Origin of the sequence: Variovorax sp. UC74_104, assembly GCF_044055375.1 — a bacterium.
GTDB lineage: Bacteria > Pseudomonadota > Gammaproteobacteria > Burkholderiales > Burkholderiaceae_C > Variovorax.
In genome coordinates this window covers 267,577-281,669 of the sequence record NZ_CP171978.1, presented here as the reverse complement: position 1 = coordinate 281,669, position 14,093 = coordinate 267,577, and the positions used below count along the sequence as shown (strand labels likewise).

The 14,093-nt window shown below is 68.9% G+C and carries 15 protein-coding genes; 7 read left to right on the top strand and 8 right to left on the bottom strand.

The features are described from left to right. Positions 1–12: 12 nt before the first annotated feature. The 5 genes from ACHMXA_RS01395 to ACHMXA_RS01375 all read right to left on the bottom strand — a co-directional run bounded on the left by ACHMXA_RS01395 (position 13) and on the right by ACHMXA_RS01375 (position 5,167). Positions 13–594 carry a dual specificity protein phosphatase family protein gene (locus tag ACHMXA_RS01395; protein WP_395317877.1) on the bottom strand — a complete coding sequence of 194 codons (582 nt, stop codon included), beginning with the start codon at positions 592–594 and terminating at the stop codon, positions 13–15. Continuing rightward, positions 591–1,094 (bottom strand): hypothetical protein, encoded by a 504-nt coding sequence (locus tag ACHMXA_RS01390; RefSeq protein ID WP_395317875.1) that lies wholly within the window; start codon positions 1,092–1,094, stop codon positions 591–593. The genes ACHMXA_RS01395 and ACHMXA_RS01390 overlap by 4 nt, the downstream gene beginning before the upstream one ends. Beyond that, on the bottom strand, positions 1,091–2,233 hold the full coding sequence (locus ACHMXA_RS01385; RefSeq protein WP_395317873.1) for a glycosyltransferase: 1,143 nt from the start codon (positions 2,231–2,233) through the stop codon (positions 1,091–1,093). Before ACHMXA_RS01385 ends, ACHMXA_RS01390 begins: the two co-directional genes overlap by 4 nt. Before the next feature lie 352 nt (positions 2,234–2,585). Continuing rightward, positions 2,586–4,031, bottom strand: a complete 1,446-nt coding sequence (locus ACHMXA_RS01380) for a nicotinate phosphoribosyltransferase (RefSeq protein WP_395317871.1) — start codon at positions 4,029–4,031, stop codon at positions 2,586–2,588. A 65-nt stretch (positions 4,032–4,096) separates the two neighbouring features. After that, on the bottom strand, positions 4,097–5,167 hold the full coding sequence (locus tag ACHMXA_RS01375; protein WP_369660495.1) for a bifunctional nicotinamide-nucleotide adenylyltransferase/Nudix hydroxylase: 1,071 nt from the start codon (positions 5,165–5,167) through the stop codon (positions 4,097–4,099). Positions 5,168–5,249: 82 nt separating this feature from the next. On the opposite strand from ACHMXA_RS01375, the gene ACHMXA_RS01370 reads away from it, so the two are divergent. The 3 genes from ACHMXA_RS01370 (at position 5,250) to ACHMXA_RS01360 (ending at position 7,972) form a co-directional block, all read left to right on the top strand. Then, positions 5,250–6,083, top strand: coding sequence for a pseudouridine synthase (locus ACHMXA_RS01370; RefSeq protein ID WP_395317869.1), 834 nt, complete (start codon positions 5,250–5,252; stop codon positions 6,081–6,083). After that, entirely contained in the window at positions 6,050–7,183 is a 1,134-nt protein-coding gene (locus ACHMXA_RS01365; RefSeq protein ID WP_395317867.1) for a winged helix DNA-binding domain-containing protein, read from the top strand. Before ACHMXA_RS01370 ends, ACHMXA_RS01365 begins: the two co-directional genes overlap by 34 nt. Positions 7,184–7,315: 132 nt before the next feature. Beyond that, complete coding sequence (locus tag ACHMXA_RS01360) at positions 7,316–7,972, top strand: response regulator transcription factor (RefSeq protein ID WP_176665079.1); 657 nt, start codon at positions 7,316–7,318, stop codon at positions 7,970–7,972. A gap of 210 nt (positions 7,973–8,182) precedes the next feature. On the opposite strand, the gene ACHMXA_RS01355 is transcribed toward ACHMXA_RS01360, so the two are convergent. Continuing rightward, positions 8,183–8,359, bottom strand: coding sequence for a hypothetical protein (locus tag ACHMXA_RS01355; RefSeq protein ID WP_395317865.1), 177 nt, complete (start codon positions 8,357–8,359; stop codon positions 8,183–8,185). 5 nt (positions 8,360–8,364) lie between these two features. Here ACHMXA_RS01355 and ACHMXA_RS01350 point away from each other — a divergent pair, with 5 nt between their 5' ends. Both ACHMXA_RS01350 and ACHMXA_RS01345 read left to right on the top strand, forming a co-directional pair. Further along, positions 8,365–9,444 carry a sensor histidine kinase gene (locus tag ACHMXA_RS01350; RefSeq protein WP_395317863.1) on the top strand — a complete coding sequence of 360 codons (1,080 nt, stop codon included), beginning with the start codon at positions 8,365–8,367 and terminating at the stop codon, positions 9,442–9,444. 200 nt (positions 9,445–9,644) lie between these two features. Then, positions 9,645–9,983, top strand: a complete 339-nt coding sequence (locus ACHMXA_RS01345; protein ID WP_395317861.1) for a hypothetical protein — start codon at positions 9,645–9,647, stop codon at positions 9,981–9,983. 63 nt (positions 9,984–10,046) lie between these two features. Here the strand turns inward: ACHMXA_RS01345 and aqpZ are convergent, their stop codons facing one another. Together aqpZ and ACHMXA_RS01335 are read right to left on the bottom strand one after the other, a co-directional pair. Further along, positions 10,047–10,754: an aquaporin Z gene (gene aqpZ / locus ACHMXA_RS01340; RefSeq protein WP_395317859.1), complete on the bottom strand. Its 708-nt coding sequence runs from the start codon at positions 10,752–10,754 to the stop codon at positions 10,047–10,049. Between the two features lie 186 nt (positions 10,755–10,940). Further along, positions 10,941–11,954, bottom strand: a complete 1,014-nt coding sequence (locus tag ACHMXA_RS01335) for an NAD(P)-dependent alcohol dehydrogenase (protein WP_395317857.1) — start codon at positions 11,952–11,954, stop codon at positions 10,941–10,943. A 101-nt stretch (positions 11,955–12,055) separates the two neighbouring features. Here ACHMXA_RS01335 and ACHMXA_RS01330 point away from each other — a divergent pair, with 101 nt between their 5' ends. Then, positions 12,056–12,964, top strand: a complete 909-nt coding sequence (locus tag ACHMXA_RS01330) for a LysR family transcriptional regulator (protein ID WP_395317855.1) — start codon at positions 12,056–12,058, stop codon at positions 12,962–12,964. A gap of 51 nt (positions 12,965–13,015) precedes the next feature. Continuing rightward, complete coding sequence (locus tag ACHMXA_RS01325; RefSeq protein WP_395317853.1) at positions 13,016–14,056, top strand: ABC transporter substrate-binding protein; 1,041 nt, start codon at positions 13,016–13,018, stop codon at positions 14,054–14,056. The last annotated feature ends 37 nt before the right edge of the window (positions 14,057–14,093 follow it).

The window sequence follows — 14,093 nt, the reverse complement described above, 5'->3', positions numbered from 1 at the left end:
CTGCTGGCGCCTTCAGGACACCAACGGAATCGCAGGCGCCTGGGCCAGCGCGTCGCGCATGGCGGCCGGGTCGAGCCGCTCGATGTAGCGCGGGATGTTGCGCCACAGCGTGTGGTAGCCGTAGCCGCCGCGCAGCATCTCCTGGCGGGCGCTGTCCTTGTCCCAGTCCTGTAGTGCCATGCGGTAGACCGCCGCCACCACGCCGGTGCGATCGGCTCCGTGCATGCAGTGGATGAGCACCGGGCCCTGCTTCTCGGCCGCGCGGATGGCCTGCAGCGCGCGCAGCACCTTGGCGTCGTCGATGGACCAGGTGTTGATCGGCACGCGCACCAGCCGGATGCCGCTGCCTGCGAACACTTTCCGGTCGTCGTTGAACGAACGCAGGCTCACCACCGTGCGGATGCCCAGCGACTGCAGCGCGGCAAGGTTCGAGCGCTTCGGCTGCGCGCTGCGATACAGCGTGGGCGTGATGCGGTGCAGGTTCTCCACGCCCAGCGCGTCCAGCGGATCGGCCCAGTGGCCGGGGCGCGGTGCTTCGGCGACGGGCTCCTGCCCGCGTTCCTTGCGTCTTCTTCTGCTGTTGCTGCTGCTCATCGGCCGCCCCCGCCCTTGCGCGGCCAGTGCCGCGTCGCCAGGATGATCGCCGCCACCGCGAGGCCACCCCAGTAGTCCACGGGCGCGCCCCACAGCCAGTGCTTGTGCCAGAACGCATCCGCCGGGTTGAAGCGCTCCCAGCCGAAGGCCGGGTTGATGAGGAACCAGGTGAAGTCCTCGCAGACCCAGAACACGATCAGGCCCGCCGCCGCCAGTCCCACGTCGCGCCACGTCCAGCGTCCGCTGAAGGCCAACGGCGAGAAGAACACCAGCGCCATGAAGGTGAAGACCCAGGCGTGGTAGCCCGTCATCGCGCGGCCGCCCCAGAAGAGGTCGAGCCAGATGCTGTTCTCGATGCGCCATGTGGGAAGCGACGTGGCCCAGCCGGCGCCGCCTTCGATCTGGATCTCGGCGTTGGCGAAGAAGAAGGCCATGACGATGACCCAGGCCAGGTAACCGAGCGTGCGGGCCACGCTCGTCTTTTCGACGACGGAGCTCATGCGGGCGTTCCCAGCACGTGGCTCAGCACCGATCGCGCCGCCTGCGGCTTGCCCAATGCGCGGCTGCGCGTCGCCATGCTCGCGAGCTTGGCTGGATCGGCCATGAGGCGCGCCACCTTGTAGTCGAGGCCGATGGCGTCGTAGGCCAGCCAGGCTGCGCCTTCTTCCATCAGGAAGCCGGCGTTGTGTTCTTCCTGACCCGGAATGGGCGAGATCAGCAGCATCGGCTTGCCCAGCGCGAGGCACTCCGACACCGTGAGGCCGCCGGGCTTGGTCACCACCAGGTCGGCCGCGGCCATCATCCTGTGCATTTCGTTGGTGAAGCCGATGGCCACCACGCGCCCCGGATAGCGCCTGGCCAGCGCCTCGAGCTTGCCGTGCGCCTCCACGTTGCGGCCCGCCACGGCAATGACCTGGAAGTCGCCTTCGCCGCCGAGGCCGAGCACGCGCTCGACCATGCTCGGCAGATCGCCCACGCCCGCGCCGCCCGAAGCCATCAGCAGCACCGGCCGCGAAGGATCGAGGCCGAGCCGGGCCACGCAGGCATCTCGCGCCAGCGAGGGCGCATCGGGTTCGGAGAAAGCCGGCATCACCGGAATGCCGGTGACGTGGATGCGCTCGGCCGGAATACCGCGCGCCCGCAGGCGGAAGGCCACTTCTTCCGTCGCCGCGAGGTAGCCCGCCATCCCCGGCACCAGCCACATGTTGTGCAGGTCGTAGTCGGTGATCTGCAGCCACACGGGGTAGTCGATGCGGCCGCGGTTGCGCTCGCGCATCAGCAGCTCGGCCGGCAGGAAGTGGGTACAGACCACCGCGTCGGGCTTCTCGCGGCGGATCTCGCGCACCAGCGCGCCGGTGCTCAGCCGCTCGATGCCGCGGCGCAGGCGTTGCGAGGGTGCGTGGTGCGGCGTGACGTCGGTGCGCTGATGCAGGTACGACCACAGCTCGGGCGCGCGATTCACGAGCTGGATGTACCAGTCGGTGTAGACCTTGCGGAACCCCGCGGCCACATGGGCCATCGCGTCGATGTGGACCGCCGTGCAGGGCGGGGCGAGAGACTGGGCGGTGGCGGCAAGCGCCTGTGCTGCACGCACGTGGCCGTTGCCGGCACTCACGCTGAGGATCAGGAGTTTGGTCATGGAATCCGGGGTTTGCGCGGCGGATTATGGCGATGGCATGTGGCAGTGACTTTGGGGCCGTGGTTCGTGGTTGTGGTTCGGGGCGCGATCACGCCGACGGGGTACCTTGCTCCGCGAATGTCCCCCGGGGCTTCGCCCCTCCTCCTCTATTTCGCTGCGCAAGGCACCCCATCGGCGTGATCGTTCAGAGCACTTGTTGATCGGCCAGCACAACGGCAGCGCTCGTGGTGCACAGGGCATCGGGTGCTCCCCGCAGCGAAATAAAGGAGGAGCCCGAAGGGCGGGGGACATTCGCGGAGGGGAGTACCCGGTGGCCTGTGCACATGCCCTGAATGCCCCTGGGCTCCAACCCTCAGAGCGGCGCCCGCGAAGTGATGAACTGATTCACCCCCGCAGCAGCCCGCTCGCGAACGGCATCGAACGTGGTGCTCTCCACGATGCGCCCGTTCTCGAACACCGTCTGCAGCAGATCGGCCTGGCCTGCCGCCAGCGCTTCTTCACGCACGGTGCTCTCGATGCCGTTCGCATCGCGCACCAATGCAAGACGCCCCTTCTTCGAAGCCTTGCCCACATCGCCAACGGGCGACTTGTACACGTCGCGCCACTCGCCGTTCACCTGCATGGCCGAGCACTTCATCGCCCACTGCATGGTGTCGCGGTTGACCTGCTGCAGCAGCCCGCCGCCCATGCCGAAGGAGATGTTCTCGGTGGAGAAACCGTTGTGATAGAAGTTCGACAGGCACAGCCGCAGCGAATCGAGGTTCACGCCATCGCCCTGGATGATGCGCACGTTGTTCAGCACGCGGAAGCCCTTGGCATTGGTCGTCGTGCCGAACCGGTCGGCCAGGATGCGCGCCACCTTCAGCGTGGTTTCGGCCGGGTCGCCCGAGTCGGGCCGCACCACCAGCGTGGCGCCCGAGGCCATCACCTTCGCCTTCAACTCGTCGCCCCAGATGCGCGCGCAGGCGTTGAAGATGTCATAGCTGTCGCTCACCACCGCAAACGTGGCGCCGGGCTTGCCGAACTGGTCGACCATGTTGCTGTACGCGTCCGATTCATGGTCGCGGCCCCAGCCCGTGATGGTGCTGTGCTCGGCGGCGGGAATGGAGAAGCCCGCCACGTCGCAGTCGTAGTAGCGGCGCGCCGCCACCAGCGCGGCCAGCGTGTCGGTGCCCATGAAGTTCACCAGGTGCGCCATGCCGCCGAGCGCGGCCGATTCGAGGCTCGACACGCCCCGCGCGCCGAAGTCGTGCAGCCTGAAGGCGATCTGGCCCTGCGGGTCGTCGCAGGTCGCTTCCAGGTAGCGCAGCAGCGTGGTGCGCGCTGCGGCCGAGAGCGTGGCCACCGTGGTCGGGTACCAGATGGCGCGCAGCAGTTCGGTTTCGAGGAAGCTCGTGACCCAGAAGAACTCGGGGTCGGTGTTCTCGATGGTCGCGAGCACGTTGTGCACCGGCGTCACGCTGCCCTCGGGCACGGCACGGATGCGCACCGGCATCAGTCCGCCGTGCTTCTCGATCAGCCGCAGCCAGCCCTCGCGGTTGAAGGGCTCGCCGTGCACGGCCATGAGCGCGGCTGCTTCCTCCACGTCGTCGCGCGTCACCGGCGTCTGCAGGTATTCGCGCAGGTAGGCCTGAAGGCCAAAGAAGAGCGAGTGGCTGAAGATGCCGCCGCGAGACTCGATGTAGCTGTACACCGTCTGCGTGCCGGGCGGGTACTGCATCCAGTGCGAGACCTTGTACGAGTCGGTGCGAAGCAGCAGGTTGTTGCCCAGGGGCGTGGAGGTGAGATTGCGGTTCATGTGAAAGCTCCTTTCACTGTGGCACCCGTCAACCGGGTGCCGTTCTTGCTGACAAGGCCGGGCGTTCAGTTCTTGCCCAGGCCACCCAAAAAATGATTCGCGATGAAGAAGTGGTCTTCGTAGATGCGCTCCTGCATGTCGAGGAACTCGGCAATGGGCACCCAGCGCACCTCGGCCGCATCGTCGTCGGCGCGCACCTCCGACAGGCCCGTCCACTGGTTGTGCGCCAGCTCGAAGAAGAAGCCGTGCGTGATGGTGCGGCCGCGCTGCGAGCGGTCGGGCGCGTCGAACACGTGGCTGGCCTTCATGCTGCCGTTGAGCACGGGCACCGGCACCTTCAGGCGGGTTTCTTCCTTCAGCTCGCGGATGGCCGCGTCCTGCAGCCGCTCGTGCTGGCCGACGAAGCCGCCGGGCAGCGCCCAGGTGCCCTTGCCGGGATGGAACTTGCGCTGCACCAGCAGGATGTGGCCGGCTTCGACCACCACCGCATCGACCGTGGTGTAGATCGGCGGGAATTCGCTGCCCGCATAGCGGTACTTGTCGCGGTAGTCGGCGAGGAAGGCGCGCTCCTCGCAGAGCTCGGCGTAGTCGGCCGTGCGGGTGAACTGTTCGAGAAAGGCCGCGGTGCCGTCGGGCAGGTCGGCGCGCGCGAGCTGGCCGCGGTTCTCGGGGTCGAAGTAGAGGCTGCGCACGTCGGTGGCGTTGAGGCTCTCCACGCTGTTCTGGCCGACGAACTCCCAGTGCGGGAAGAGCTTGAGGTAGTAGCTCGACGCGTCCTTCAGGTGCCCCACAAGCGCCACCTTGGCCTTGGCGGGCGCATGGCCGTCCTGTGCGATGAGCCGCTCGACCGCCGACTGGATCGACGCGATCCAGATCTGGTCGTTGTAGGGTGAGTCGCCCACGCCGACCACGCTCACGCGCATCTGCTCGGTGCCGCGAAGGCAGGCGCGCACCATGCGCTCGCGTTCGTCGAAGGTGAAGGGGTTCTTGACGCTGCGCGGCTGCCGGTCGGAGCCGACCACCACGATGACCCGCTCGGCGGCGCGAAGGCCTTCCTCGATGAGTCGTTGATGTCCGAAATGGACGGGCTGGAAACGCCCGATGACGATGGCGTACTGGTACTTGCGTGTGCTCACTTGGGAATCCCCCAAAAATAACGCGATCAACTCGCGTCTGGGTTCAGGATAGCATCGGTGCCGCCCATTGATCAAGCCTGCGATGACCGAGCCTTCCACTTCTCCTGCCGATGCCGTGCGCCTCAACAAGCGCATGGCCGACCTCAAGCTGTGCTCGCGCCGCGAAGCCGACGAATGGATCGCCAACGGCTGGGTGAAGGTCAACGGCAGGCCGGCCGAGATGGGCGTGAAGGTCACGCCGGCCGACCGCATCGAGGTCGACAAGGCTGCCAAGGGCCAGCAGGCCAGCCAGGTCACCATCCTCATCAACAAGCCCATCGGCTACGTGAGCGGGCAGGCCGAGGACGGGCACGACCCGGCGGTCAAGCTCTTCACGCCGCAGAACCGCTGGGCCGACGACAACGCACGCTTCTTCTTCAGCCCGAAGCAGTTGCGCGGCCTCGCGCCCTGCGGCCGGCTCGACATCGATTCGACCGGGCTGCTGGTGATGACGCAGGACGGCCGCATCGCACGCCAGCTCATCGGCGAGGACTCGACGATGGAGAAGGAGTACCTCGTGCGCGTGGCCTATCACGGCCTGGGCCAGCCCGCGCCCACCGGCCAGCTGGTGCGGCTGGACGACGACGACCCCGTCACCACCAACGTGCAGGCGGTCTTTCCGAAGGCCATGCTCGCGAAGCTGCGCCACGGCCTGAGCCTGGACGGCCAGGCGCTGAAGCCCGCGCGCGTCGACTGGCAGAACCCCGAGCAGCTGCGCTTCGTGCTCACCGAGGGCAAGAAGCGGCAGATCCGCCGCATGTGCGAGCTGGTGGGCCTGAAGGTGGTCGGCCTGAAGCGCGTGCGCATCGGCCGGGTGATGCTCGGCAACCTGCCGCTGGGGCAATGGCGATACCTCGCGCCGCACGAGAAGTTCTGAGCCTGCGCGCGCTGAACCGCGCCACGCTGGCGCGGCAGATGCTGCTTGAGCGGCGCAAACTGAGCGCGACACAGGCCGTCGAGCGGCTGGCCGGGCTGCAGGCGCAGGCACCCAATCCGCCCTACATCGGCCTCTGGAGCCGCATCGAGGGCTTCCGTCGCGAACAGCTCACCGAGGCCTTGCGCAGGCGCCGCATCGTGCGCATGTCGACCCTGCGCGCGACGCTGCACCTGATGACCGCGCAGGACGCGCTGGCATGGCGCCCGCTGCTGGAGCCCGTGCATCAGCGGGGGCTGCTGGGCAGCACGCACAAGAAGGAACTCGAAGGGCTCGATCGCGCGGCGGTGATCGCGGCGGGGCGCGTACTGCTCGGCGAACGGCCGCGTACCGGCGCCGAGCTCGGTCAGGCGCTGGGCCTGCGGTGGACAGGCCGCGAGGCCGCATCGCTCGCCGCGCTGATCCGCAACAACCTGCCGCTCGTGCACCTGCCGCCGGGCGGCACCTGGAACTCGCACCAGAGCGCGGTGCTGCAGCCATTGGGCGATTGGCTCGGGGAGGCTGTGGAAGCCCCTCCCGCCACGCAGGACGACATGCTGCTGCGCTACCTCGCCGCCTTCGGCCCGGCCACGCTGGCCGATGCCGGCGCATGGTCGGGCCTCACGGGATGGAAGGCGGTCGCCGAACGCCTGCGTCCGCAGTTGCGTGTGTTCGCAGGCGAAGACGGGCAGGAGCTGTTCGACCTGCCCCGCGCGCCGCGGCCCGACCCCGACACGCCCGCGCCGCCGCGCCTCGTGGCCGAGTGGGACAACCTGCTGCTTTCGCACGCCGACCGCAGCCGCATCCTCAGCGAGGCGCATCGCGCACGCGTGTTCACCGTCAACGGCATCGTGCGCGGCACGGTGCTGCTCGATGGCTTCGTCGCGGGCGTGTGGAAGATCGAGCGTGGCAAGAACAAGGGCAGGAACGTCGCCAACGTGCTGCTGGAGCCCTTCGGCCGCTGGTCGAAGGCGGACCGCGCCGGCGTGGAGCAGGAGGCCCTCGACCTGCTGGCCTTCACTTCGGACGACGAGGGCGAACGCCACGCCGTGCGCCTGGCCTGACCCGGACAGTAACCCCGTATCGCGCCCGCCGCCTAAGCGTGCCCTAAGTATTCACACCTACTCTGCGCCGCGGCGCAGGCTCTTCCGATCATCCCGGTCGCGTGCTACCTTGCGGCCGAAGGAGTCGCCGCGATGCGCGTGCTGTTGGTGGAAGACGATGAAATGATCGGGCGCAGCCTGAAGCAGGCGCTCGAGGGCGCGGGCTGGTCTGCGGACTGGGTGCGCGACGGCGAGCTGGCGCAGAGCGCGCTGGGCGACGGCGGCTACACCTGCGTGCTGCTCGACCTGGGCCTGCCCAGGCAGGACGGCACCGAGGTGCTGCGCCGTGCCCGCGAACGCGGCGATGCCACGCCGGTGCTGGTGCTCACCGCGCGCGACGGCCTCGACGACCGCATCCACAGCCTCGACCTCGGCGCCGACGACTACCTGCTCAAGCCCTTCGAATTCCGCGAACTGCTCGCGCGCATGCGTGCCGTGGTGCGCCGCCGCGACGGCGCCGCGCACTCGCTGGTGGGCAGCGGCGCGCTGCAGCTCGACCTCACGACGCGCGAGGTGGTGGTCAACGGCGCGCGCGAAGCGCTCACCGCGCGCGAGTTCGCGCTGCTGCACGCACTGCTGGAGCGCCCCGGCGCCATCCTCTCGCGCGAGCAGCTCGAGAACCGCATCTACGGCTGGGGCGAGGAAGTCACCAGCAACGCGATCGACGTGCTGATCCACGGCATGCGCCGCAAGCTCGGCGCCGATGCGATCCGCAATGTGCGCGGACTGGGCTGGCGCGTAGCCGCATGATGATGCTCGCCCCCAGGCTTCGCGCACTTCGTGTCGCCGGTTCCACGGTGTTCCGCGAACAGGCAGACGGGTTGCCTTGCCAATGAACGGAGTTTCGCGCGGCCCGGGCCGCTGGTGGCGGCCGCGCTCGCTGCGCACGCAGCTGCTGTTCTGGCTCATCACGCTGCACCTCGGCGCGGCCGTGCTCACGGCGTGGTTCTCCTTCGTGGCCTACGGCAACCTGGTGCACAACGCGCTGGACGACCAGATGCGCCTGGTGGCCGAGTCGTACGCGGGCAGCGATCCGCAGAAGCTGCCGCGCCCGATGGACGGCGAGGCCGCCTTCTCGCGCGGCGCCTTCATCGTGCAGATGGAGCCCCGACGGTGGCACGCTGCGCGCCACTTCATGGCCGGTGCTCACGGTGCCGCTGCAGGCCCGGCCCGGCTTCAGCGACGTGAACACCGGCGCGCATCCGGGCTCGGCCTGGCGCGTGTTCACCGCCGAGCCCGGTTCGCGCGCCGACCAGCCGCGCGTGCAGGTGCTGCAGAACGAGGACTACCGCCGCCGCCGCGCGCTGCGCCGCGCATTGCTCGAAGGCCTGCCGATCACGCTGCTGCTGCCGCTGGCGCTGCTGATCCTGTGGATCATCGTGTCGGCGGCCTCGCGCTCGCTGCGCGCGGTGGCGCGCGACGTGGCCTCGCAGGACGAGCGAAGCCCCACCGAGCTGTCGCTCGCGCGCGTGCCCGACGAGATCGCGCCGCTGGTGGGCGCCTTCAACAATCTGCTGTCGCGCGTGCGCAGCGCCTTCGCCACGCAGCGGCGCTTCGTGCAGGACGCGGCCCACGAGCTGCGCACGCCGATGGCCGCCATCGGCCTGCAGATCGAGAACCTGCGCGCGCACGTGCCGGCCGGCGAAGCCACCGAGCGCTTCAACCAGCTCGAGGCGGGCGTCACGCGCGCGCAGCACCTGATCGAGCAGCTGCTGCACCTGTCGCGGCAGGACGCGCCGCGTGCGGGTCATGCGGGTCACGCGAGCGAGCGCGTCGACATCGAGGTGCTGCTGCGCGACAGCGTGAGCCAGCTGATGGTGCTGGCCGATGCGCGGCGCGTGGACGTCGGCTTCGAAGGCGGCATCGCCGCCGTGGTGTTCGCACCGGCGGCGGAGCTGCGCAGCGTGTTCGACAACCTGATCGACAACGCGCTGCGCTATGCGCCCGAGGGCGGCGTGGTCGACGTGAGGCTGCACGAGGTCGATGGCCACGCGGTGGTCGACGTGCTCGACAACGGCCCCGGCATTCCGAAGGAGGCCATCGACCGCGTGTTCGACCGCTTCTTCCGCGTGCCCGGCGCCGCGGCGGGCGGCAGCGGACTGGGGCTTGCGATTGCGCGCACGGCGGCGGAGCGGCACGGGCTGCGCATCGAGCTGCGCAATCGCACCGACGGGCCCGGGCTGATGGCACGGGTGCATCTGCCTGCGCCGCCCGCGGCCTAGCCGGGGCCGCACGCCGGCGAACGAGGCAGGTGCGGCCCAAAGTTCCAGCAAAAGGCGCGCCGCTCACTCGCGCCTAACTCTTCGCTCACATCCAACTCAGTCTGCGTGCCTAGAGTGCGTTCAGGTCCTGCCACGCGCAGTTCGCGCGATGGCATGTGACCGGAGACAGCCTGCTTCAATCAATCAGGAGAACACACACCATGCGCACTTCCTTCAAGCTTCTCGCCGTCGGTTCCTTCGCTGCGCTGGCAGCCATGGGCGCCGTCACCGCATCGGCCGAAACCACCGATGGATCGGACTTCCATCCGCTGCAGATGAACTCGCCAGAAAACCCCGAAGTGCAGGCCGGCGCGATGGCCGCTGCGCGTCCGAGCGGCACCGAGCCCGTCGGCCAGTCGACCAGCGCGCCCGCGATGAGTTCGACGACGCCGGTTTCCGACATCCAGGCCGGTGCGTATGCGGCCTCGCACGCGAGCGGCACCGAGGCGATCGGGCAATCGACTTCGCTGCCGCTGGTGAAGTCGGCCAGCGGCAGCTGAGGCCGCCGAGTCGGCCGAGGCCGGTTCCCCTGCCGTCGATGAATGCGACGGCGGCGGCGAGGCTCAGTCGTCGCTGCCGTTGCTCAGCAGCGCGCGGTAGATCACCGCGCCGATGATGGCGCCCGCGATGGGCGCTACCCAGAAGAGCCACAGTTCAGACACCGCATGGGACGGCCCGAAGAGGGCTGGGCCCGTGCTGCGCGCCGGGTTGACCGACGTGTTGGTGACGGGAATCGAGATCAGGTGGATCAGCGTGAGGCACAGGCCGATGGCCAGCCCCGCGAAGCCGCCGGCCGCGCGCTTCGCGGTGGCGCCGAGGATCACGATAAGGAACACGGCCGTCATCACCACTTCGCACAGCAATGCGGCCGTGAGGCCGTACTTGCCGGGCGAGTGCTCGCCATAGCCGTTGGTGGCGAAGCCGCCGATGTCGGCGCCCGGCTTGCCGGTGGCGATGAGATAGAGAATGCCCGCCGCCGCGATGGCGCCCAACACCTGCGCCACGATGTAGCCCGCGAGCTGCGAAGCCTTGAAGCGGCCCGCGGCCGCGAGGCCGATGGATACCGCCGGATTGAAGTGCCCGCCCGAGACCGGACCCAGTGCGTACGCCCCCGTCACCACCGTGAGGCCAAAGGCCAGCGAAACGCCGAGCAGGCCGATGCCGACATTCGGAAAGGCCGCCGCCAGGACCGCGCTTCCGCAGCCTCCGAGCGTGAGCCAGAAAGTACCAATGAACTCGGCAGACCACTTTTTATAGGTACTGTGTTCCATAACGCTCCATCCTGAAGTTGAGAAGGCGCGCAGCCCGCGAGGCGATGCGCGGGCGGATTCTAGGAACGCAAATAGAGGGCGTCGAGCAAGTCGTTGGCACTAACGGAACCTGTTCACGGATGGCGCTGCTTTCGTGCATTGCCGCAACTGCGTTGCATCTGCGGCACCAACGCATTTCGTGATCTTTTACATCGTCACGACGATCTTTCCGAACGCGCCGCGCTCCAGGTGATCGAGTGCGGCGGGCAGTTCGTCGAAGCCGTATTGCGCGGCGATCACCGGCTTGAGCGCGTTCGCGTCGACGGCGCGCACCAGGTCTTCGAGCGCGCGCCGGTGGCCCACGCCGATGCCCTGCACCGTCACGCGGCCCAGCACCATCACGTAGAACGACGCGCTCAGCGTCTCGCCTTCGAGCATGCCGATGATCGACACGCGTCCGCCCTGCTTCACGGCCTGCAGCGAGCGGTCGAGGTTGGGTCCGCTCGCGAGTTCGAGCACGTGGTCGACACCGCGTCCCCGCGTGAGGCGCCGTACTTCAGCGGGCCAGTCAGCGCCGCGCGCGAGCACGTGCGTGGCGCCGAGCGCAAGGGCCTGCGCGCGCTTGGCCTCGTCGCCGCCCGTCACCACGATGGCGCGCGCGCCGTGCAGCCGGGCGATCTGCAGGCCGAACAGGGCGACGCCGCCCGTGCCGTGGATCAGCACCGTCTCGCCCGCGCGGAGCGCACCCGTTTCAGCCAGGGCGAACCACGCGGTGAGGCCCGCGCACGGCAGCGTGCTGGCTTCGGCGAGGCTCAGCGTCTCGGGCGCGGCCACGGCCCAGGCGGCGTCGATCAGCACGTGCGAGGCCAGCATCCCGGGCCCGGGGCCGCCGAGCAGCGTGGTGTCGGCGTGCCAGTGGCTGTCGATCCAGCCGCCCCAGAAGGTGTCGATGACGCGATCGCCCACGGCGAAGCGCGTCACGCCCGGGCCCGCGGCCACCACGGTGCCGACCATGTCGGAGCCGGGCACGAAGGGCAGTTCGAGCGCCATGCCCATGCCATCGCGCGTCATCAGCAGGTCGCGGTAGTTGAGCGACACAGCACCGACCTTCACGAGGATCTGGTTCGGCCCCGGCTCGGGCAATGGGGCCTCGGCCTGTTCGAGATGGACGCGGCCGAATTCGGGAAGCTGCCAGCGGCGCAGCGTTCGGGGTTCTTGCATGAATGAGCTCCAAGGGGAAGACAGGAAGCCTTCATGCTATTGACGAGTGAAGCTATCCGGTGGAGGATAATTTTCCTTTTAATGGCGCCTGAAAGTATCCAATGGGTCAACGCCTGCAAGGAATCGAGGAATTCGTCGCCGCCGTGGAGGCAGGCAGCTTCGCGCTGGCCGCGCAGCGCCTGCACGTGACGCGCTCGGCGGTCGCCAAGAGCATCGCGCGGCTCGAATCGCGGCTCGACACCCGGCTCTTCCTGCGCACCACGCGCAGCCAGAGCCTCACGGAAGAGGGCCACGGCTACTACGAGCGCTGCCGCCGCGCGCTCGCCGAGCTCGAAGCGGCCGAGGCCGTGGCCGACGTGGCGCGCAGCACCGCCTCGGGCCTCGTGCGCCTGAGCATGCCGGCGATGCTGGGGCGGCTGAAGGTCGGGCCGCTGCTGCTGGCGCTGGCGCGGCACCATCCGCAGTTGTCGCTGGAGCTCTCGTTCAACGACCGGCGCGTCGATCTCGTCGAGGAGGGGCTCGATCTCGCCATCCGCAGCGGCGAACTTGCCGACAGCGCCGAGCTGGTCGCGCGGCCGGTCGGCATGCAGTGGATGGTGCTGTGCGCCTCGCCCGGCTACCTTGCCGCGCACGGGCATCCGGGTGGCGTCGACGAACTGAAGGAGCACGGAGCGGTGCTCTACGCGCGCGACGGGCAGGTGTCGTCCTGGCGCTTCCATGACGCCGAAGGCCGCCTCGTCGAGGTGACGCCGCCGTCGCGGCTGCGCTGCGACAGCGCCGAGGTGCTGCTCGAGGCGGCCAATGGCGGCATGGGCCTTGCACGCCTGCCGGCATGGCTCGCGGCCGACGCGCTCGCCGCGGGCACGCTGGTGCGCGTGTTCGACGAGCCCCGGCCCTTCGGTTTCGAGCTCAACGTGATCCGCTCGCGCAGCCGCTACCTGCCGCTGAAGACGCGCGTGGTGACCGACTGGCTGGCCGAGCACCTGCCGCCGCTGCTGGCCGCGCGCTGAGCGCCGGCGCTATCCTGCGGCCTTCGAGAACCACGACGAGGAGACCCGCGCATGCGCCCATTCGCCATCCGACACATCGCCGCCGCGGCAGGCATTGCCGCCGCATTCCTTCTGGCGGCGCCGAACGCTCTGGCGCAGGGCACCGTCAACGCGCTGTGCAGCACCGACGCCGGCTGGTGCGAGGCAGCGGCCGCGGCCTTCACGCGCGAGACCGGCATCAAGGTGCAGCAGGCGCACAAGGGCACCGGCGAGATCGGCGCCCAGCTGCGCGCCGAGGCTGCCAACCCCAAGACCGACATCTGGTGGGGCGGCACCGGCGACCCGTTCCTGCAGGCGGCCGAGCAGGGGCTGCTGGAGCCCTACCGCCCGGCCTACATCAACGACCTGCACGACTGGGCGGTGCGCCAGTACGCGCTCTCGCAGAACATGGTGGGCGGCTTCTACACCAGCGCCATCGGCTTCGGCTTCAACACCGACGTGCTGAAAAAGAAGAAGCTGCACGAGCCGAAGTGCTGGGCCGACCTGATCAAGCCCGAGTACAAGGGCGAGATCGAGATCTCGCACCCGGCCACCAGCGGCACGGCCTACACCATCATCGCGGGCCTGGTGCAGCAGATGGGCGAGGACGCGGCCTTCGAATACCTGAAGAAGCTGCACCGCAACGTCACCAGCTACACGCGCAGCGGCCAGGCGCAGGCGCCCAACGTCGCCAAGGGCGAAGTGGCCATCGGCGTGAGCTTCATCTTCGGCTTCGAGCGCTGGCGCTACGACAAATTTCCCGTGAAGACCGCCGCGCCCTGCGAGGGCACGGGCTACGAGATCGGCGGCATCGCGCTGGTGAAGGGCGCGCGCAACAAGGAGAACGCGAAGCGCTACTACGACTGGCTGATGAGCCCCGCGGGCCAGGCCATCGGCGGCAAGGCGGGCAGCCTGCAGTCGCCGGCCAACAAGACCTTCAAGCCCGACCCGCGCATCCCGTCGATGGCCGAAGTGAAGCTGATCAAGTACGACTTCGAGAAGTACGGCAAGGCGGCCGAACGCAAGCGGATCATCGACCGCTGGACGCGCGAGGTGGAGTCGTTACCTAGATAGGGCTCGCCCGAGCACCGTGAACGATTTTCCGAAACGC

Bases quoted from the DNA above. Each gene is read 5' to 3' on its own strand.
- ACHMXA_RS01335 (WP_395317857.1), bottom strand. From the start codon at position 11,954: ATGCAAGAACCCCGAACGCTGCGCCGCTGGCAGCTTCCCGAATTCGGC.
- ACHMXA_RS01365 (WP_395317867.1), top strand. From the start codon at position 6,050: ATGGCGATACCTCGCGCCGCACGAGAAGTTCTGAGCCTGCGCGCGCTG.
- ACHMXA_RS01330 (WP_395317855.1), top strand. From the start codon at position 12,056: ATGGGTCAACGCCTGCAAGGAATCGAGGAATTCGTCGCCGCCGTGGAG.
- ACHMXA_RS01370 (WP_395317869.1), top strand. From the start codon at position 5,250: ATGACCGAGCCTTCCACTTCTCCTGCCGATGCCGTGCGCCTCAACAAG.
- ACHMXA_RS01360 (WP_176665079.1), top strand. From the start codon at position 7,316: ATGCGCGTGCTGTTGGTGGAAGACGATGAAATGATCGGGCGCAGCCTG.
- aqpZ (WP_395317859.1), bottom strand. From the start codon at position 10,754: ATGGAACACAGTACCTATAAAAAGTGGTCTGCCGAGTTCATTGGTACT.
- ACHMXA_RS01395 (WP_395317877.1), bottom strand. From the start codon at position 594: ATGAGCAGCAGCAACAGCAGAAGAAGACGCAAGGAACGCGGGCAGGAG.
- ACHMXA_RS01345 (WP_395317861.1), top strand. From the start codon at position 9,645: ATGCGCACTTCCTTCAAGCTTCTCGCCGTCGGTTCCTTCGCTGCGCTG.
- ACHMXA_RS01380 (WP_395317871.1), bottom strand. From the start codon at position 4,031: ATGAACCGCAATCTCACCTCCACGCCCCTGGGCAACAACCTGCTGCTT.
- ACHMXA_RS01385 (WP_395317873.1), bottom strand. From the start codon at position 2,233: ATGACCAAACTCCTGATCCTCAGCGTGAGTGCCGGCAACGGCCACGTG.
- ACHMXA_RS01325 (WP_395317853.1), top strand. From the start codon at position 13,016: ATGCGCCCATTCGCCATCCGACACATCGCCGCCGCGGCAGGCATTGCC.
- ACHMXA_RS01355 (WP_395317865.1), bottom strand. From the start codon at position 8,359: ATGAAGTGGCGCGCAGCGTGCCACCGTCGGGGCTCCATCTGCACGATG.
- ACHMXA_RS01390 (WP_395317875.1), bottom strand. From the start codon at position 1,094: ATGAGCTCCGTCGTCGAAAAGACGAGCGTGGCCCGCACGCTCGGTTAC.